At 62.2% G+C, this 17,174-nt stretch carries 15 protein-coding genes; 7 read left to right on the forward strand and 8 right to left on the reverse strand.

The features are described from left to right. Positions 1–99: 99 nt before the first annotated feature. From FSY59_RS01085 to FSY59_RS01095, 3 genes are all read left to right on the forward strand, one after another. Positions 100–1,479 carry a DUF1329 domain-containing protein gene (locus FSY59_RS01085; protein ID WP_003057317.1) on the forward strand — a complete coding sequence of 460 codons (1,380 nt, stop codon included), beginning with the start codon at positions 100–102 and terminating at the stop codon, positions 1,477–1,479. A gap of 35 nt (positions 1,480–1,514) precedes the next feature. Then, positions 1,515–3,026, forward strand: coding sequence for a DUF1302 domain-containing protein (locus tag FSY59_RS01090; RefSeq protein ID WP_232536095.1), 1,512 nt, complete (start codon positions 1,515–1,517; stop codon positions 3,024–3,026). A gap of 71 nt (positions 3,027–3,097) precedes the next feature. Further along, positions 3,098–4,201, forward strand: coding sequence for a dienelactone hydrolase family protein (locus tag FSY59_RS01095; RefSeq protein WP_003057315.1), 1,104 nt, complete (start codon positions 3,098–3,100; stop codon positions 4,199–4,201). A gap of 164 nt (positions 4,202–4,365) precedes the next feature. Here the strand turns inward: FSY59_RS01095 and FSY59_RS01100 are convergent, their stop codons facing one another. The 3 genes from FSY59_RS01100 to FSY59_RS01110 are packed head-to-tail and all read right to left on the reverse strand — an operon-like array spanning position 4,366 to position 8,311. Beyond that, positions 4,366–4,824, reverse strand: coding sequence for a nuclear transport factor 2 family protein (locus FSY59_RS01100; RefSeq protein WP_003057314.1), 459 nt, complete (start codon positions 4,822–4,824; stop codon positions 4,366–4,368). Further along, positions 4,824–7,307, reverse strand: a complete 2,484-nt coding sequence (locus FSY59_RS01105; RefSeq protein ID WP_148728319.1) for an RND family transporter — start codon at positions 7,305–7,307, stop codon at positions 4,824–4,826. The genes FSY59_RS01100 and FSY59_RS01105 overlap by 1 nt, the downstream gene beginning before the upstream one ends. After that, positions 7,304–8,311 (reverse strand): YCF48-related protein, encoded by a 1,008-nt coding sequence (locus FSY59_RS01110; RefSeq protein ID WP_003057312.1) that lies wholly within the window; start codon positions 8,309–8,311, stop codon positions 7,304–7,306. The genes FSY59_RS01105 and FSY59_RS01110 overlap by 4 nt, the downstream gene beginning before the upstream one ends. A 210-nt stretch (positions 8,312–8,521) precedes the next feature. Here FSY59_RS01110 and FSY59_RS01115 point away from each other — a divergent pair, with 210 nt between their 5' ends. The 4 genes from FSY59_RS01115 to FSY59_RS01130 all read left to right on the forward strand — a co-directional run bounded on the left by FSY59_RS01115 (position 8,522) and on the right by FSY59_RS01130 (position 12,312). After that, positions 8,522–9,736 (forward strand): thiolase family protein, encoded by a 1,215-nt coding sequence (locus FSY59_RS01115; protein ID WP_003057311.1) that lies wholly within the window; start codon positions 8,522–8,524, stop codon positions 9,734–9,736. A 4-nt stretch (positions 9,737–9,740) separates the two neighbouring features. Next, complete coding sequence (locus tag FSY59_RS01120) at positions 9,741–10,679, forward strand: OB-fold domain-containing protein (protein ID WP_148728320.1); 939 nt, start codon at positions 9,741–9,743, stop codon at positions 10,677–10,679. 349 nt (positions 10,680–11,028) lie between these two features. Further along, positions 11,029–11,232 (forward strand): hypothetical protein, encoded by a 204-nt coding sequence (locus FSY59_RS01125; protein WP_003057306.1) that lies wholly within the window; start codon positions 11,029–11,031, stop codon positions 11,230–11,232. Between the two features lie 180 nt (positions 11,233–11,412). Then, the gene (locus FSY59_RS01130) at positions 11,413–12,312 is read left to right on the forward strand and encodes a TonB-dependent receptor domain-containing protein (protein WP_255439087.1); all 900 of its coding nucleotides are present in this window, start codon (positions 11,413–11,415) and stop codon (positions 12,310–12,312) included. Between the two features lie 40 nt (positions 12,313–12,352). On the opposite strand, the gene tesG is transcribed toward FSY59_RS01130, so the two are convergent. From tesG to FSY59_RS01155, 5 genes are all read right to left on the reverse strand, one after another. After that, positions 12,353–13,405, reverse strand: a complete 1,053-nt coding sequence (gene tesG / locus FSY59_RS01135) for a 4-hydroxy-2-oxovalerate aldolase TesG (protein ID WP_003057299.1) — start codon at positions 13,403–13,405, stop codon at positions 12,353–12,355. 16 nt (positions 13,406–13,421) lie between these two features. After that, positions 13,422–14,345, reverse strand: coding sequence for an acetaldehyde dehydrogenase TesF (gene tesF, locus FSY59_RS01140; RefSeq protein ID WP_003057297.1), 924 nt, complete (start codon positions 14,343–14,345; stop codon positions 13,422–13,424). A 6-nt stretch (positions 14,346–14,351) separates the two neighbouring features. Further along, entirely contained in the window at positions 14,352–15,158 is an 807-nt protein-coding gene (locus FSY59_RS01145) for a fumarylacetoacetate hydrolase family protein (protein ID WP_003057294.1), read from the reverse strand. Between the two features lie 4 nt (positions 15,159–15,162). Continuing rightward, a complete protein-coding gene (locus FSY59_RS01150) occupies positions 15,163–16,002 on the reverse strand; it encodes an alpha/beta fold hydrolase (RefSeq protein WP_003057291.1) in 840 nt (279 codons plus the stop codon). A 79-nt stretch (positions 16,003–16,081) separates the two neighbouring features. Further along, positions 16,082–17,059: a flavin reductase gene (locus FSY59_RS01155; protein ID WP_148728321.1), complete on the reverse strand. Its 978-nt coding sequence runs from the start codon at positions 17,057–17,059 to the stop codon at positions 16,082–16,084. Positions 17,060–17,174 lie beyond the last annotated feature (115 nt).

The following is a 17,174-nucleotide window of genomic DNA, read 5'->3' on the forward strand; positions in this document are numbered from 1 at the left end:
CAACTGCCTGCAAACGGCAAAACCACTGGGACTGCGCGAGGCGATGTACTTCGTTTGTAGCACCCACCAAAAATAAGTTCTAGAACCTAGGAGACAGAGATGAAGTTTGTGACAGACAGGACTCCGCTCGCAGTGGCAGTTGGCCTGATGGTTGCATCGTCGGCATGGGCGAAGGTGCCGGCGAGCGAAGCAGAGCAGCTGGGCAAGGAATTGACCTGCGTGGGAGCCATCAAGGCCGGCAACAAGGAAGGCACGATTCCCGAGTTCACTGGCAAATGGGCTGGCGCGCCCACCGGCGTGGCCCATGTGCAATCCAGCGGCAAGCATCCCGTGGATATCTATGCCGATGAAAAGCCTCTGTTCGTGATCACGGCGGAGAACATGGACAAGTATGGCGACAAGCTCAGCGCCGGCCAGAAAGCCATGTTCCAGAAGTACCCCAAGACCATGCAGATTCCGGTCTACAAGGGGCATCGTGACTTCCGCTATACGGATGAAGTCTGCGCCGTGCTGAAGAAGAATGCACTGGAGTCCGAGGTCGTCGACAACGGCATGGGCATCAAGGGCAGCTTCGGAGCGATCAACTTCCCGATTCCCAAGACCGGACAGGAAGTGATCTGGAACAACCTGCTGCCCACGCGTGCCTACACCGAGTCCATCACGCGTGACATGGCAAACGTGCTGTCGGACGGCAGCATGAGCTTCGGCCGCATGCAGAACCTGAATCTGGACATGGTCAACAAGCCGGAGATGCTGGGCAAGCCGGTCGAAGGCGTGATGGCCTATACGCGCACCAGAACGCTGGCTCCCGAGCGCGAGAAGGGCGGCGTGACCCACTCCGTGGAGCCCGTCAACTTCGCCAAGGACAAGCGCCTGGCCTGGAGCTACGACCCCGGTACACGCCGTGTGCGCCAGGTGCCCGAGTATGGCTTCGACCAGCCCATGGCCGGAACCGGCGGCAAGATGACCATCGACTCGGACCGTCTCTTCAACGGCTCTCCCGAGCGCTACAGCTGGAAGTTGCTGGGCAAGAAGGAAATGTACATCCCCGCCAACAACTACAAGATCCACCAGCCCACGGTGAAGTACGCCGACCTGCTCAAGCCCGGTCATGCCAACCCCGATTTCATGCGCTATGAGCTGCGTCGCGTCTGGGCCGTGGAAGGCACCCTGAAGGACGGCTTCCGGCATGTCTATGGCAAGCGTGTGCTGTTCGTCGACGAGGACACCGGCCAGGCCGTGGCCGCGGACATGTATGACGCGCGCGGCCAGCTGTGGCAGCACGCCTTCATCAACTACTACTACTCCTTCGACATCAAGGCCTGGCATGCAGGCACGTCCTTCTATCACGACCTGAACTCTGGCGGGTACATGGGCTACAACCTTTTTCAGGAACGAGCCCAGGGTCCCGTCCTGAACAAGGGTGATCTCGTGCCCGCCATGTTCACGCCAGAAGCCGCGCGCAACGCGGGCAACTAAGTTTTATCAACGAGCGACTCACTATGAAAAACAATATGAAGAAACTCACTCCCATCGCAGTGGCGGCGCTGCTGTCCCTGGGCATGGGAGCGGTTCAAGCGGGGGAGACTGTCGAGCTGGGCGATGGTATGAAGTTCGACTGGCGTCTCAACGTGAGCTATGGCCTGGGTGTTCGTCTGGACAACCCGTCGCCGGTGCTGAACACGGACGGCAACAACAACTTCAAGAAGGGCGCGCTGACGGCCAACCGCCTGGGCGCTGTCTGGGAGAGCAAGCTGTCAAAGGGCGACAGCGGCTTTGTGCTGAACGCCAGCACCTTCTATGACGACGTCTACCACCAGCGCAACGACAACAAGGGCCCGATCAGCACGGCCGGTCCCGTGGACGAGTTCAACTCTGCTGCCAAGCGCTATGGCGGCGGATATTCGCGTCTTCTCGATACCTATGCATACACCAGCTTCAACATGGGCGAGACCCGTGCCACGGTGCGTCTGGGCAAGCAAGTGGTGAACTGGGGCGAGTCCATGTATTTTGCCAATATCGCTGCGGCCCAGGGCCCCAGCGATGCGGCAAAGGCCGCCTCGCCCGGAGCCGAAGTCAAGGAAATCCTGCTGCCTGAAGACCAGATCTCGGCCTCGCTGGAAGTCAGTCCCAAGCTCTCGCTGCTGGGTCACTACCAGTTCGGCTTCCACGAGACGCTGCTGCCTGCTCCCGGCATGTACACCAGCACCAGCAATGCCCTGGGTCCCGGCGCCTCCTGCCTGGGTGTCTACAACGGCGCGACCTGCCGAGGCCTGCGACGCGGCAATGACATCCGCCCCAGCAGCTCGGGTCAATGGGGTATCGGCGGTCGCTATCGCGTGACCGACGAGACGGAAGTCGGCCTCTACTACCTGAACTACAACGACCGCACTCCCTCGCTGGTCGTGAACATGAACGGCGCGATACCGACGGGCTACCAGGTTCGCTATTTCGACGATATCAAGATGCTGGGAACCACGGTCAGCACGACCTTCGGCAAGTTCTCGGCCTTTGGCGAAGCCAGCTACCGCAAGGGCACGCCCGTGCTCAACGGCAACGGTGTGGCGGTGCGTGGGGATGTGGTGCAGGGCAACGTCGGCGGTATCTTCAATATCGGCCGCACCGGTATCGCGGACGACATGTCCCTGGCCGCCGAAATCTCCGGCTCTCGCGTGATCAGCGTGGCCGATGGCAGCTCCACCGACAACCTGAGCTTCAAGACCCGCAACTCACTGGTGGCAGGCGCGACCCTGACGCTGGGCTACCCCGGCATCTTCGAGGGCTGGGATCTGAGCATCCCCATCAGCTATCAGTCGCAACTGCGCGGTCGTTCACTGGTCGGCACCTTCGGCGGCGGCCAGAGCGACAGCCGTTTGAGCATTGGCGCGACGTTTGTGCGCAAGAGCAATTTCTCGATCAACGTGGCCTATATCAACTACCTGGGTAATCCTTCCGCCGACTCCCTGCGCGCACGCCCTCTGGCCGACCGCGACCAGCTGTCGGTTACCGCCAAGTACTCGTTCTGAAGCACAGCAACGAGCCAGCACCACAAAAGCCCGGCTCTCCGGGCTTTTGTGTTTGAAAGAGGTCTGAGTACATGCCAATAACGACCGGAAAATGGATCGCCCCCTTGAGGGCCATGGCGCTGGGATTGATGAGCAGTGCCGCATCGGGGCAGTATCTGCTGGACGCCTTGCCTCCTTTGCCCAAGGTAGCTCCCTTGATGGCACCCACCGAGCTGCACGGTGATACACAGGGCGACATCCGTTTCAGGTCCAGCAGCCCATATGACCTCGATGTGCTGCTGGGCCAGCCGGCCAGGGCCGAGGCAACCATGGGCATGGGCAAGCTGTTCCTGCCCAAGGGGGCCAGCGAGAAGAAGCAGGTGCCGGCCATGGTGGTCCTGCCGGGCGGCGCCGGTGCCATTCCCGGGCGCGAGAGCGAAATGGCACAGATGCTGGCCGACAACGGCATTGCTGCGCTGCTGGTCGATAACTTCAAGCCGCGCGGCATCAGCGAAGACATGCCTTACGCGCTCAAGATCATGGGTACCTCCGAGTTCGATGCCGTGGCCGATGCCTATGCCGCACTCAAGGCCTTGAACAAACACCCCGCCATCGATGGCTGGCGTATCGGGGTGATGGGCTTTTCCAAGGGCGGAATCGCGGCGCGCATGAGTCTGGATGCCCGTATTCGAGACAAGCTGGCACCTTTCATCCAGCCCTTTGCCTTGCATGTGGACTTCTACGGGCCTTGCTACGCGCTGCTGCAGTCACGCAAGACCACAGGCTCGCCCTTGCTCAGCTTCAGAGCGGGGGAGGATGCATCGAATGATCTGGTTGCCTGCGCGCAGCAGGAAAAGATCCTGCGTGAGGCCGGCTCCGAAGTCAGCACCGTGGTCTATGCCAGGGCCGGCCATGACTGGGAAAGCGACAAGCCGCGCGAGATGACGAATCGTCCCTACCTGGCTGGCTGCACCATCGAGTTCAACGACAAGGACTTTCCCGTCTTCAATGGCCAGCCTCTGATTCCCGCCGGGGCTCAGACTGATCGCCAGACACGCTACAGAATCCGGGTGCAAAGCGGTAAAGCGCTGGGAGACTGCGTCAAGGTGGGCTATATCGCCGGGCGCGATGAAACCGCACGCAGCCTGGCCGGCAAGCAGTTGCTGCAGTTTCTCAAGGTAAAGTTCGAGCAGTAGCCAAGGTTCTGCAGAAAGCACGGAGGCCAGCGATCGCTGGCCTTTTTCATGTCTTGAGTCTGGCTGAAGTAGCTGTCCATGAAGGGGGTGAAACTATCAGGAGAGCAGCATTTCAATGAAAGGGCCGCGCAGCCATGCTGCGCGGCCTGGTGAAGTGCTGCGGCTCAGGCGGCGGGTTGCAGCACGCTGCGATCGCCGATCTCCAGCAGCATCGTCATGCTGCGCTTCTGGATGCGCCAGCCCGCCGGCAGCTGCATCCATTCGTCTTCATAGAAGCCGATGGCGTCGTAGCGCAGATGACTGCGCGGGCCTAGTCCCTGATGCACGGCGCGTACCTGGATCCTGCTGCGTGGGCGAGCCGGGTCGTCGACATCGACCTCCAGATTGCCCAGCAGATGCTGGGTGGGGCCGCAGCCGTCAAGGTGTGTGCTGATCATGCGACGGACCTTGGCGACGCCTTCGCAGAGGTAGCGGCCACCATAGACCGTGGTGCAGTCGGGTGCGAACACCTGCTGCAGCAGGTCCCAGTTGCGTGTGTCGCAGGCCGTGGCGTAGCGGATCAGGGTCTGGGCCAGAGCATGCTCGAGAAGAAGCTGCTCCAGCGTGCTGGCGCTGGTCTGCATCACAGTTTCCCGTTCACGGAGGACTGGGGTTCGGGTTTGAGCATGCCGCCCGCGTGACCGATGCCGCCTGCACTGCCTGCTGCATGGGCATGTCGGGGCTGCCGGTGCAGGCGCTTGACACGTGCCTTGGCTTCGGCCGCGCCCACATTCAGCCAGTAGGCCATGGCGGGCAGCAGGAAGATGGCGCCCAGCATGTTCACCAGGAACATGAAGGCCAGCAGGATGCCCATGTCGGCCTGGAACTTCAGCGCCGAGAAAGCCCAGGTGCCCACGCCGATGGACATGGTCAGCGCAGTGAAGATGGCGGCGTTGCCGCGCTGGCGCATGGCTTCATAGAAAGCCTCGCGCAGCGAGATGTCGCGCTCGCGCAGCTCATGCTGCATGCTCTCGAACAGATAGATGCCGTAGTCCACGCCCACACCCACGCCCAGGGCCACCACGGGCAGCGTGGGAACCTTGAGGCCGATGCCCAGCATGGCCATCAGGGCATTGCAGAGTATGGAGACGATGGCCAGGGGCACGACAATGCACAGCACGGCGCGCCAGCTGCGGAAGGTCAGCCAGCACAGCAGCGTGATGGCGCCGAAGATGGAGCCCAGCATCTGCACTTCGGCATGTTCCACGGCTTCGTTGGTGGCGACCGCGACACCGGCATTGCCACCGGCCAGCAGGAACTTGACGTTGGGCGTCTTGTCCTCAGCGATGAAGTGGCGCACCTCGTCCACCACATGGGTCAGCGTGGCGCCTTCGTGGTCCTTGAGGAAGACCTGCAGATAGATGACCTTGCAGCCTTCGGTGTTCAGGCCCAGATCGGGAGACAGTGCCTTGGCGCCCGAGCGCAACGCGGCTTCGGTGCGCTGCAGCGCCGCCCAGCGAGGGTTGCCCTCGTTGTTGCTGGAAGCCGCAATCTTGGCCAGACCGGATACGCTGGATACCGATTGCACGCCGTCGACCCGGCGCATGCGCGATTCGAACCGCTCCACGGCATTCATCACCTGCCAGTTCAGGCAGCCTTCGTCGAGATTGGAGGTTTCGACGAAGATGGACAGCACATCCATGCCGATCGAGTAGCTGCCGATGATGTTGTCGTTGTCGCGGTTGTAGCGCGATTCGGCGCGCAGCTCCGGAGCGCCCGTGCCCACGTCGCCGGTCAGCAGCTTGCGCGACTCGTAGGTACCCGCGGCCAGCAGCAGCAGCGACACCACCAGCGTCAGCATGGCGGGACGGGACTCGGCCAGTGCCGACAGCTTCCACCAGAGGGGGTTGCGGCCGTTGGCGGTGGAGGAGGGTGCCTGCAAGGCCTTTCTCTCCAGGCGCAGATTGGCCAGCACTGCGGGCAGGAAGACTTTGTTGGTGATGATCATCAGCAGCACGCCCATGCAGGCGGTCACACCCAGCTCGTGCACGATGGGGATGTCGATCAGCATGATGACCATGAAGCCCAGGGCATTGGTCAGCAGTGCCAGAGCACCGGGAATGGCCAGCTTGCGAATCGCGTTCTCGGCGGCCAGCCTGGAGCTGAGGCCGGCGCGCACATCATGCTTCCAGGCGCCCGTCATCTGCACGGCGTGGGATACGCCGATGGAGAAGATCAGAAAGGGCACCAGGATGGACATGGGATCGATGCCGTAGCCGATCAGCGGCAGGATGCCCAGCAGCCAGATCACAGGCAGCAATGCCACGGCCAGGCCGACCACCGTGATGTTGGTGGATCGGGTATAGAGGCGCAGCATGACGGCCGTGATGACAAAGGCGATGGCGAAAAAGGTCATGACCGTGGTCAGTCCGTCCATCACATCGCCCAGCACCTTGGAGAAGCCGATGATGTGAATCGAGATGTCCTTGTTCTCGAACTTGCTGCGGATCTCTTCCAGGCGCTGCGCAACCTGGTGATAGTCGAGCTTTTCGCCGCTCTTGGGGTCGACCTCGAGGAGGTCGGCGCGCACCATGGCGGACTTCAGGTCGTTGCTGACCAGCGAGCCGATCTGGCCGGACTTGGCCACGTTGGAGCGCACCTGGGCCAGGCCTTGCTCGTTGGCCTCGAAGCGGGACGGAATAAGTACCTCGCCCACGTAGCCGTCTTCGGTGATCTCGATGTATTTCACGTTCGGTGTGAACAGCGAATACACCTGGCCGCGATTGACGCCGGGGGTGAAGAAGACTTCGTCCGTCACGCCGCGCAGCGTATCGAGGAATTCCTTGTTGTAGATGTCGCCTTGCTGGCCCTTCCACTCCACGCTCACCAGAATGCGATTGGCGCCCGAGAAGGTTGCTGCATGCTTGAGAAACGCCGTCATGTACTCATGGCGCATGGGGATCAGCTTGTTGAAGCCGGGGTCCAGATGCGTGCGCATGGCCGAGGCAGCCAGCAGAGCGGTGGCAATCAGCGTCAGTACGACGATCGACTTGCTCCACGAGATCAGCCAGCGTGCCGTGGATGCAATGAACCGGTCCAGCCGGCTGGTGGGGGCGCTCAGAGTCATGGGGTCGCTCCTGGGTCAGCCTGAGTGGCTGCCTTGGCTTGTTGTGAAGGAGGGAAGGGCTGGAGGCCCGCATCGCTGGACATCCAGCCGCTGTCAGGGCCGGTCAGAACGATGTCGGTCAGGGTGGCGCGGCCTTTGGCGCGTTGCAGACTGAAGCTCTTGCCGCCGTCCTTGCTCAGGCCCAGCATGCTGCCCTGTCCCACCAGGATGAGGGTTCCGTCCTTTTCCTGGGCATGGCCGAAAAAGGAAACCGGAGCCGGTATCGCCGACTTGAGCCATGGCGTGCCGGGCGCTGCCTGCACGAAGGCGTTGCCGCGCATGCCGTAGATCAGCCAGCCGCCCTCGCGCGTGGCCATGGCGTTGTAGAAAGAGCCTTTGTAGAACTCGGGCTCGATCTGCCAGCTGGTGCCGGAGTCCTCGGATCTGATGACCAGGCCGCGCTCGCCCACGATCAGCCAGTGCTTGCCGTCCTCGGTGCTGGCAATGCGGTTCATGTGCTTGTCCTCGACCTCTGCGGGCAGGGCCAGCGGCTCCCAGGTTTGACCATTGTCCCTGGAGGTGATGGCACGGCCGAAGGCGCCGACGCTGATCCAGTCGCCCGAGGGAAGGCGCGCTATCGACATCAGAGGCTCTCCGTTTTCCTTGGAGAAGGCGACCTCCTCCCAGGTGCTGCCGCCGTCCTTGCTGCGCAGAATCCAGCCCTCGTGGCCCACGGCAAAGCCGGTCTTTCTGTCGGGCGCAAAAGCCATGCTGATGATGAGTGCCTGACGCTGCTCCTTGAGCTGTGCCTGCAGCCAGTGTGTGCCCTTGTCGTCCGAGTACAGGATCTCGCCCAGTGCGCCGGCGGCCAGCAGACGATCACCCACCTGTGTGACGGTGTTGAAATGGCTGCGCTCGACGCCCATGGTGGTGGGCGCCAGCGGGGGCGGTGTGCGGGGCGCAAAGGCAAGCGCTGAGGCAAAGGCCACCAATGCTGCTGCGCCTATACCGACGGCTGTTTTCACGTTGTCTCCTTGTTGATTCGTACACGCTGTGCATGTATTGCAAACACGGGTGCAGGTTCTTGATTTGGAGCCTCAGCAACATCGTCCGAATGGACGTTTGCCCGGAGAATTAGGGGTATGTACGGGGCCGGCTTTTTAGTCTCTACAGACGATGGATTCGGTCTGCTTCATTTACACAATGAATGCACACTTTCTTGGTAAGGGAGACATATGGGTTTGCAAGGAAAAGCGGCGCTGGTTGGCGTCGCGCAGTACAAGCCGCAGAAGTACGCAACGGCGCCGCGCATGTTCCATCTGGAGCAGGTGGCGGACCTGACGCTGCAGGCTCTGGAGGACGCCGGCATGGAGCTGTCCGAGGTGGACGGCCTGATCACCAGCGCCCCGCACTTTCATGAAGCCAGCTGTTTTGTGCCGGCCATGGCCGGCGAGTACCTGGGCGTGCGCCTGAACTTTGCCGAAGTGGTCGACCTGGGTGGGGCCAGCTCCGTGGCCATGGTCTGGCGCGCAGCGGCCGCGATCGAGCTGGGGCTGTGCAACACCGTGGTCTGCGTGCTGCCGTCGCGCATGGCGCCGATCTCCGAGCATGACGACCACATCAAGGAGGTCATGAAGGCCAGCCGCTTCGGCGGCCACAGCACCCGCTTTGGCGCACCCGAGGCCGAGATGGATCTGCCCTATGGTCATATGGCGCAGAACACCGGCTACGCCATGATTGCTCAGCGCTACGGCGCGGTCCATGGCTACGACGCGGCCGCTTTGGCGCGCATTTGCGTGGACCAGCGCTTCAATGCCTGCCACAACCCCGATGCCATGTTCTACGGTCAGCCCATCACCGTCGATGACGTGCTGAACTCGCGCATGGTGGCCGACCCTCTGCATGTACTGGAAATCGTGCTGCCGGCTGCGGGCGGCGGCGCCATGATCGTCACCCGTGCAGACCGTGCCAGAACCACCAGACACCGCCCTGTCAGCATCGTCGGCTGCGGCGAGCATGTGAGCAGCAAGTCGCCCACCTATATGGCCGACATGCTGCAGACCCCCATCGGTCCGGCCTCTGCCAAGGCTTTCGAGATGGCGGGCATGCGCCCTTCCGACATGCATATGGCGCAGATCTATGACTGCTACACGATCACCGTGATGCTGACGCTGGAAGACGCGGGCTTTTGCGAGAAGGGCAAGGGCATGGACTTTCTGCGCAACAACGATTTCACCTTCAAGGGCAACTTCCCCATGAACACCCATGGCGGCCAGTTGAGCTTCGGCCAGTCCGGCACGGCGGGCGGCATGTCCCAGGTGATAGAAGCGGTGCACCAGATCCAGGGACGTGCCGGCGACAGGCAGCTGGGTCGCAACGATCTGGCCTATGTGTCCGGCACCGGTGGCGTGATGAGCGAGCAGGGCGCCTTGATCCTGCGGGGAGCATAAGAACATGGCTTGGAACAAACCTCTGCCCCATCCCACGGAAATTTCTGCGCCGTACTGGGAAGGTCTCAAGGCCCACGAAGTGCGCATTCAGCAATGCGATCGTGGACATTCGCTGTTTTTCCCGCGCACCCATTGCCCCACTTGCGGATCGCGCTCCCTGAAGTGGAGCAAGGTGTCGGGCGAGGGCACGCTCTACAGCTTCACCGTTGCGCGCATTCCCACCATGCCCGAATTCACCGACGAGATGCCTCAGGCCCTGGCGGTGATCGAACTCCGTGAAGGCGTGCGCATCAACACCACCATGGTCGGCGTGGCGCCCGAGGCGCTCAAGGTGGGCATGGAGGTGCGCCCCGTGTTTGACGAGCGCCCCGGCGAGGTCACCCTGCTGCGCTTTACTGCCCATGCGGGCAGCCATCCGAGCGTCATCAAGGCCGATGCCGAGTCCGAGGTTGCCGTAGTGGAGCAGGCTGTCGCTGCCAAGCGCAGGATTTCCGTCAAGGACATCGAGGCCATGAAGTCGCTGGTGTCCGAGGAGTACAGCCCCTGGTCCAACGAGTTCACCGTGAGCCAGGAAGTCATTGACGAGTTTGCCAGGCTCTCGGGCGATGACTACTGGATTCACACCGACCCCGTGCAGGCGCGTGAGAAAAGCCCGTTCGGCACCACCATCGCCCATGGCGCCCTGGTGCAGGTGCTGGCCAGTCAGCTCAGGATTCCGCTGGACTACGAGGTGGTGGACTTCAACAACATGGTCAACTATGGCTCGGATCGTCTGCGCTTCCCGACCCCTGTGCCCTCCGGTTGCAAGATCCGGGCGCGGGCTCGCATCAAGGCGGTGGAGCAGGTCAGGAGCGGCGTCCAGGCCACGATGGAACTCAACATCCACGTGGTCGGCCAGGATCGTCCGGCCGTCATCAACGACCTGGTGATTCTCTACATGTGATCGCCGCAGCCCGCCTTCCGAGGGCGGGTGTTTCAGTTTCTTCAAGGGTTGGGCTTTGCGCAGGCAAAGCCCTTTTTTATGCCCATCCACAAATGGGCTGCTTGCTCTGTGCAGCGCTAAAAATATAAGCCAAACTGGATTTATGGCTATGCATGTAAAGCGATGACAGCTATCAAATTATGAAGATTGTGCTTGCCATTGGCCCAAGCTGTGCGACGGCACCACCGGGGCATCGATCTGGGGTTGTCACCTAAGTAAATACCTGCTCATCAAAATGGACGATGTTGCATTTTCTGTGCTGGCCATACTGCAGACCAGAAAGGCCATAGAGCCTGCACAGGAGACAAGCATGAAAACCTCTTTTCGCTGGATGAATGCACTTCGCACAGTGTCGCTGGCCGCTGCGGCACTGGCTCTATACCTGCCTGCCATGAATCTGCCGCAGAGTGCCGCGGTGGCGGCGCAGGCGGACTCTGCACCCAAGCTGCCCGCCGGCATCGTGCTGGCCAGTGCCCAGACTTCCTGGAGCGCGGTTTTTGCATCAGGCTATTGAGTTCCGGCAGACCTCGATGGGGCGCTGGAACCAGCGCCGTGGTGAGTTCGACCTGGCGCGCGCCACAGGACAGTGCAGTCCGGCGCCATGAAGCGCGCCGACAGCTGCCGCGACCGGCAGTTTCCCGATCGCAAGGCGCCAGCGGCATCGGTGCTGATCTAGCCCAGCTCGGATACCAGCGTGCTGTTGCAGGCCGACTATCTGAAGGACAGCCGCCTGACGGACTTCGGTATCCCCGCGTACCAGGGCCGAGCTGTCAATGTGTCGCCTGGCACCTGCTACGGCGCGGCCAATGCCAGGGATGTGGATGTCAGCCGTGCCGAAGTGGCATCGCTGGGTGCGACGGTGAATCACCGTATCAGCGACAGCCTGTCCTTGCGCAATGCCTTGCGCTTCTGCGATGACCTGCTGGATAGAAACAACACGCTCGTGGGCTCGGTCAACGAAAAGGCCCTGAGCGCATCGCTGACCCGGGGCAATGGCCAGCGTGACGGGAGCGGCTTGTTCAAGCAGACCGAACCGACCCAGAAGCTTGAGCTGGCGGGGAGGAAGCATCAGCTGCTGTACGGCTTCGAATTCGGTCGCCAGAGCAAGGACCTGCTGTCATACAGCCAGGTCAATGTGGCGACGGTCTCGCGGTTCAATCCGGTGCTGCCGACTTTGCCGCTGCGCATCAACGGCAAGCCTTCGGCGGACAACCACAGCGTCGTCAAGGTGGCCAGCCTGTATCTGCAGGATCTGGTCAGCATCAACTCTCATTGGAAGGCTCTGGCCGGCGTGCGCTATGACCGTTTCCAGCAGGAAACGCATGAGCGCCAGCCGGGCAGGCCGGATCTGGGCCGCACGGACACCGCCTGGAGCCCGCGCGTCGGGCTGGTCTATCCGCCATCGTCGGCATGGTCTTGCCATGCATCGTGGGGCAATTCCTTCCAGCCCTCGGGCGAAACTTTTGCGCTGGCGGCAAACAATGTGGCCAGGGTCAGAGTCGCTGCCAGGGCCGACGGGCTGGATGGATGGAGGCCCGACGCTCAGGACGATGCCGCAAAAAAGGGTTCAACGGCTGCACCAAGCAGCCGCTGAACCCGATACAAAGCGGCAAAGAGAATGTGAAGTCAGGCGATCAGGCCGCCACGGCCACCTTCGGTGCCAGCTTCTGGCGCTCGCGCACCATGGTCAGTGCGGTGTCCTCGATCATGTCTTCCTGGCCGCCCACCATGCCGCGGCGGCCCAGCTCCAGCAGCAGCTCGCGCGCGGGGATGCCGTACTTGGCTTCGGCACGCTTGGCAAACAGCAGGAAGCTGCCGTAGACGCCGGCATAGCCCAGAGTCAGCGCGTCGCGGTCGATGCGGATGGGAAAGTCCATCAGCGGCACGACCAGGTCTTCGGCAACGTCCTGAATCTTGAACACGTCCACGCCGGTTTCAATGCCCATGCGCGCACACACGGCCACCAGCACTTCCATCGGCGTATTGCCTGCCCCTGCGCCCAGGCCGGCCGCTGCCGCATCGATGCGGTTGGCCCCGACTTCCACCGCCGCCAGCGAGTTGGCGATGCCCATGGCCAGGTTGTGGTGGCCATGGAAGCCCAGTTCGGTCTCGGGCTTGAGGGCCTGACGAACGGCGGACAGGCGCTCTTTCACATCCTGCGGCAGCATATAGCCGGCCGAGTCCGTGATGTAGATGCAGTTGGCGCCATAGCCTTCCATCAGCCTGGCCTGCTTGACCAGACCTTCGGCGCTGTTCATGTGGGCCATCATCAGAAAGCCCACGGTGTCCATGCCCATCTTGCGGGCCATGGAGATGTGCTGCTCGGAGACATCGGCCTCGGTGCAATGCGTGGCCACGCGGATGGTGGACACGCCGAGATCATGGGCCATCTTCAGGTGATCGACGGTGCCTATGCCGGGCAGTAGCAGGGCCGAGACCCTGGCCTGCTTCATCAGCGGAATGACGGTGGACAGGTATTCCTCGTCCGTGTGCGCAGGAAAGCCGTAGTTGACCGAGCTGCCGCCCAGGCCGTCGCCATGGGTGACTTCGATGAGGGGCACGCCTGCGGCGTCCAGGCCGCAGGCCACGGACTTCATCTGCTCCAGCGTCATCTGGTGGCGCTTGGGGTGCATGCCGTCACGCAGCGTCATGTCGTGAACGGTGATCTTCTTACCTTTGAGGGACATGTTCTTCTCTCCTTGATCAGGCTGCAACGGCCGCTTCGGCCAGCTCGAAGCGGCCGGCGAGGATTTCTTCGGCAAACATCTCGGCCGTGCGCGCGGCGGCGGCGGTCATGATGTCCAGATTGCCGGCGTACTTGGGCAGGTAGTCGCCCAGGCCTTCGACCTCCATGTAGATGGAGACGCGGTTGCCGTCGATGACGGGGCCGTTGACCAGCTTGTAGCCGGGCACGTATTTCTGCACTTCCTTGATCATGTCCTGCACCGAGGCTTCGATCTCTTCCTTTTTCGGCGCATCCACGGTCAGGCAGTGGATGGTGTCGCGCATGATGAGAGGCGGCTCGGCGGGGTTGATGACGATGATGGCCTTGCCTTTTTGTGCGCCGCCGATCTTTTCGACCGCGCCGGATGTGGTGCGGGTGAACTCGTCGATGTTCTTGCGGGTGCCGGGGCCGACGGAGCGGCTGGACACCGTGGCCACGATTTCGCCATAGCTCACGGCCTGCACGCGCGACACGGCTGCCACCATGGGGATGGTGGCCTGGCCGCCGCAGGTGACCATGTTCACGTTCATGGCCTTTTCGGCCACCTTCTCGGACAGGTTCACGCTGGGCACGCAGTAGGGGCCGATGGCCGCAGGCGTCAGGTCGATCATCAGCACGCCCAGCTCGTTGAGCTTGCGGCTGTTTTCGGCGTGGACATAGGCGCTGGTGGCGTCGAAGGCGATCTGGATGCCGTCTTCCTTGACGAAAGGCAGCAGGCCGTCCACCCCCTCGGCTGTGGTCTTGATACCCATTTCGCGGGCGCGCTTGAGACCGTCGGATTCGGGGTCGATACCGACCATCCACACAGGCTCCAGCAGGGGGGAGCGCTGCAGTTTCATGAGCAGGTCGGTACCGATGTTGCCGGGGCCGATCAGTGCGCACTTGATTTTCTTTTGCGTCATGGTGTCTTACTCCGTGAATTGAATGGAACAGCTGCCCATGCCGGCGATGACCATCTCGAAGCGGTCGCCGGCAGCGGCAGGAACCAGCGGGGCGAGGGAGCCCGAGAGAATGACCTCGCCTGCCTTGAAGGGGATGCCGAAAGCGCCCAGGGTGTTGGCCAGCCAGGCCACGGCTTCGGCAGGGTGGCCCTGCACGGCGCTGCCCAGGCCCGATCCGGCGGGTTGGCCGTTCTTGCTCATCTGCATGGAAGCAGCGGCCAGGTTCAGAGTGGCCGGATCGGTGTGCTGCTTGCCAATGACAAAGACGCCACAGGATGCGTTGTCGGCCACGGTGTCCTGGATCTTGATCTTCCAGTCGTTGATGCGTGAATCAACGATCTCGAAGCAGGGCGCCACCCATTCGGTGGCGGCCAGCACGTCTTCCTTGGTCACGCCCGGGCCCTGCAGGTCCTTCTTGAGCATGAAGGCGATCTCGCCTTCGGCGCGGGGCTGGATCAGGCCTGCAGACTTGAGCGAGACGGCGGCGCCGTCCTCGTATTCCATGGAGTCGGTCAGAAATCCGAAGTCGGGCTGGAACACACCCAGCATGTCCTGCACGGGCTTGGAGGTCACGCCGATCTTCTTGCCGATCACATGTTCGCCCGATGCTTCGCGCAGGCGCAGCATGTGCAGGGAGATGTGATAGGCGTCTTCCACCGTCATGTCGGGGTGGCTGTCCGTCAGCGGTGCCAGCGTCCTGGCGGTGCGCAGCGCGTCATACAGGCGCCGGCCCTGAGTTTCGATGAATGGCAGATCAAGTTCGGTGGTACTCATGGATTCAACCGTTTTTCATGAAGTCGATGCAGGTGCGGTTGAACATCTCGCGATGCTCGACCTGCACCCAGTGGCCGCACTGGTTGACCAGCACCACGCGGCAGTTCTTGATGCCCTTGGCCAGCTTGTCGGCACCGCCCACGGGGTTGAAGGCGTCCTGCATGCCCCAGAAGCCCAGCACATTGCACTTCAGTTCGGGCAGTTGCTCTGTCATATTGGGGATATACAGGCGCTGGCGCGAGGCTTCGGTCTGGGTCAGAGCAATGGGCGCACGCTCATTGATGATCTCGTCGGTCAGCAGCGCCTGGTCCACCACCTGCATGCTCATGACGGCGCGCATGGCTTCTGGGCCCGTCTTGCCCGACTTGTAGACATTGAACATGTTGGCAATGCCGGGCATGGCCATATAGGCTTCGAACTCTTCCACGCCACCGGGTGCCATGAGGATCAGGCTCTTGACGTCTTCGGGGTGCTTGAGCGCATAGCCCAGAGCCACGGCGCCGCCCAGCGAGTTGCCCAGAATGGTGATGTTCTTCAGGCCCAGCTGGTCCACCAGCCCCTTGACGCCGGCGATGAAGAAATCCATGTCGTACTGCCTGGGCTCTTCGGTCTTGGACGACAGGCCGTATCCGAGCAGATCGGGAACGATGGAGCGAAAGCCGGCTGCCGCAAATTCAGGGTAGTTGCCCTTGAAGTTGCTGTAGCCGCTGGCGCCGGTGCCGGCGCCGTGCAGGAAGATGACGGGATCACCCGAACCCTGCTCGTGGTAGTGCACGCGCTGGGGATGGCCGGCCACATTGCCGATGTCCACATATTTGCCTTCGGGAATGGAAAAAGTGCTCATCTCTGTTCTTTATGGTTGGAGTGGGTAGGCGAAGGCTGTCTCCTGCCTTCGGGTGAGGAGTCGTTGCTGGGGCCTGCTCTCAGGCCTTGGCCTGCCAGAGCTTGGGCAGGCCGGGGTCGGTGGCGGCAATGGCTTTCTTGAGCAGATTGCGCAAGGTGGCAGCTTCCATCTCGCCCAGGCTGGCGATCAGATCGGTTTCCACGGCCTTGGCGGCGGCCAGCACATGGAGGATGGACTCGTTGCCCTGGGCGGTCAGTTGCAGGGACTCGGCGCGGTCACGGCTTTCCTCCACCCAGCCTTTGCTGATCAGCGACTGCAGGGCCACGGCACCGATATCGGTGCCGGTATAGGCCATGTGAGAGGCAATCTCGGCAGGCGACTGGGGCTGCTGGATGCTCAGCAGCGAGAGCACGTAGAAATCGGCGTCGGTCATGCCGTATGCCGCCATGGGCCTGCGCAGGCCGCTCAGAAACTGGAAGTGCGCTCGGCCCATCAGATAGCCGATCAGGTTTTCGGAATAGGCAGTGTTGGTGTCGGCCGCAGGTTCGCTGGCCACGGGGCCTGCCTTGCGCGAAGCCATGGCGTAGCCGCCCGTCACATAGAGCAGCGGTGGGTGAGGGGTGGCGTCGTAGCCTGTGACCTCGCCCACGAAGATGATGTGGTCGCCGCCGTCGTACTGGAAGGCTGTCTTGCACCGGAAGCGTGCGCTGCAGTCCTGCAGCAGCGGGGCATGGGCTTCCTCGGAGTCCAGCGGCAGGCCCGAGAACTTGTCCTCGCCGACGCGTGCAAAGCGGTTGGAAAGTGCTTCTTGCTCGTTGGAGAGAATGTGCACATTCCAGGTGCTGGCACTCTGGAACACCGGCAGGCTGCGCGCGTTCTTGGCCAGGCTCCACAGCACCATGGGGGGCTCCAGCGAAACCGAATTGAAGCTGTTGGCGGTGATTCCCACAGGCTCGCCATTCTCGGCACGGGTGGTGACGATGGTGACCCCGGTGCCGAACATGCCCAGGGCGCGGCGAAAGTCTTTGGGGTCGAAGGTTGCTGCAGTACTTTGCATGAGGTGAATGTCTCCTTGCTGCAAGAGTGCTGCGAACGGGGTTTTGATGAATCCTTCACTTGGACTAGCAGGGAAAAACCGGGACTGGTATTTGTCCTAGGCCCTGTGTTTTTGC

Origin of the sequence: Comamonas sp. Z3 (assembly GCF_008121565.1) — a bacterium.
Classification (GTDB): domain Bacteria; phylum Pseudomonadota; class Gammaproteobacteria; order Burkholderiales; family Burkholderiaceae_C; genus Comamonas; species Comamonas brasiliensis.

Coding starts and splice junctions, on each gene's coding strand:
- FSY59_RS01145 (WP_003057294.1), bottom strand. CDS start 15,158: ATGAGTACCACCGAACTTGATCTGCCATTCATCGAAACTCAGGGCCGG.
- FSY59_RS01085 (WP_003057317.1), top strand. CDS start 100: ATGAAGTTTGTGACAGACAGGACTCCGCTCGCAGTGGCAGTTGGCCTG.
- FSY59_RS01120 (WP_148728320.1), top strand. CDS start 9,741: ATGGCTTGGAACAAACCTCTGCCCCATCCCACGGAAATTTCTGCGCCG.
- FSY59_RS01155 (WP_148728321.1), bottom strand. CDS start 17,059: ATGCAAAGTACTGCAGCAACCTTCGACCCCAAAGACTTTCGCCGCGCC.
- FSY59_RS01125 (WP_003057306.1), top strand. CDS start 11,029: ATGAAAACCTCTTTTCGCTGGATGAATGCACTTCGCACAGTGTCGCTG.
- FSY59_RS01095 (WP_003057315.1), top strand. CDS start 3,098: ATGCCAATAACGACCGGAAAATGGATCGCCCCCTTGAGGGCCATGGCG.
- FSY59_RS01115 (WP_003057311.1), top strand. CDS start 8,522: ATGGGTTTGCAAGGAAAAGCGGCGCTGGTTGGCGTCGCGCAGTACAAG.
- FSY59_RS01150 (WP_003057291.1), bottom strand. CDS start 16,002: ATGAGCACTTTTTCCATTCCCGAAGGCAAATATGTGGACATCGGCAAT.
- FSY59_RS01100 (WP_003057314.1), bottom strand. CDS start 4,824: ATGCAGACCAGCGCCAGCACGCTGGAGCAGCTTCTTCTCGAGCATGCT.
- FSY59_RS01105 (WP_148728319.1), bottom strand. CDS start 7,307: ATGACTCTGAGCGCCCCCACCAGCCGGCTGGACCGGTTCATTGCATCC.
- tesF (WP_003057297.1), bottom strand. CDS start 14,345: ATGACGCAAAAGAAAATCAAGTGCGCACTGATCGGCCCCGGCAACATC.
- tesG (WP_003057299.1), bottom strand. CDS start 13,405: ATGTCCCTCAAAGGTAAGAAGATCACCGTTCACGACATGACGCTGCGT.
- FSY59_RS01090 (WP_232536095.1), top strand. CDS start 1,515: ATGAAGAAACTCACTCCCATCGCAGTGGCGGCGCTGCTGTCCCTGGGC.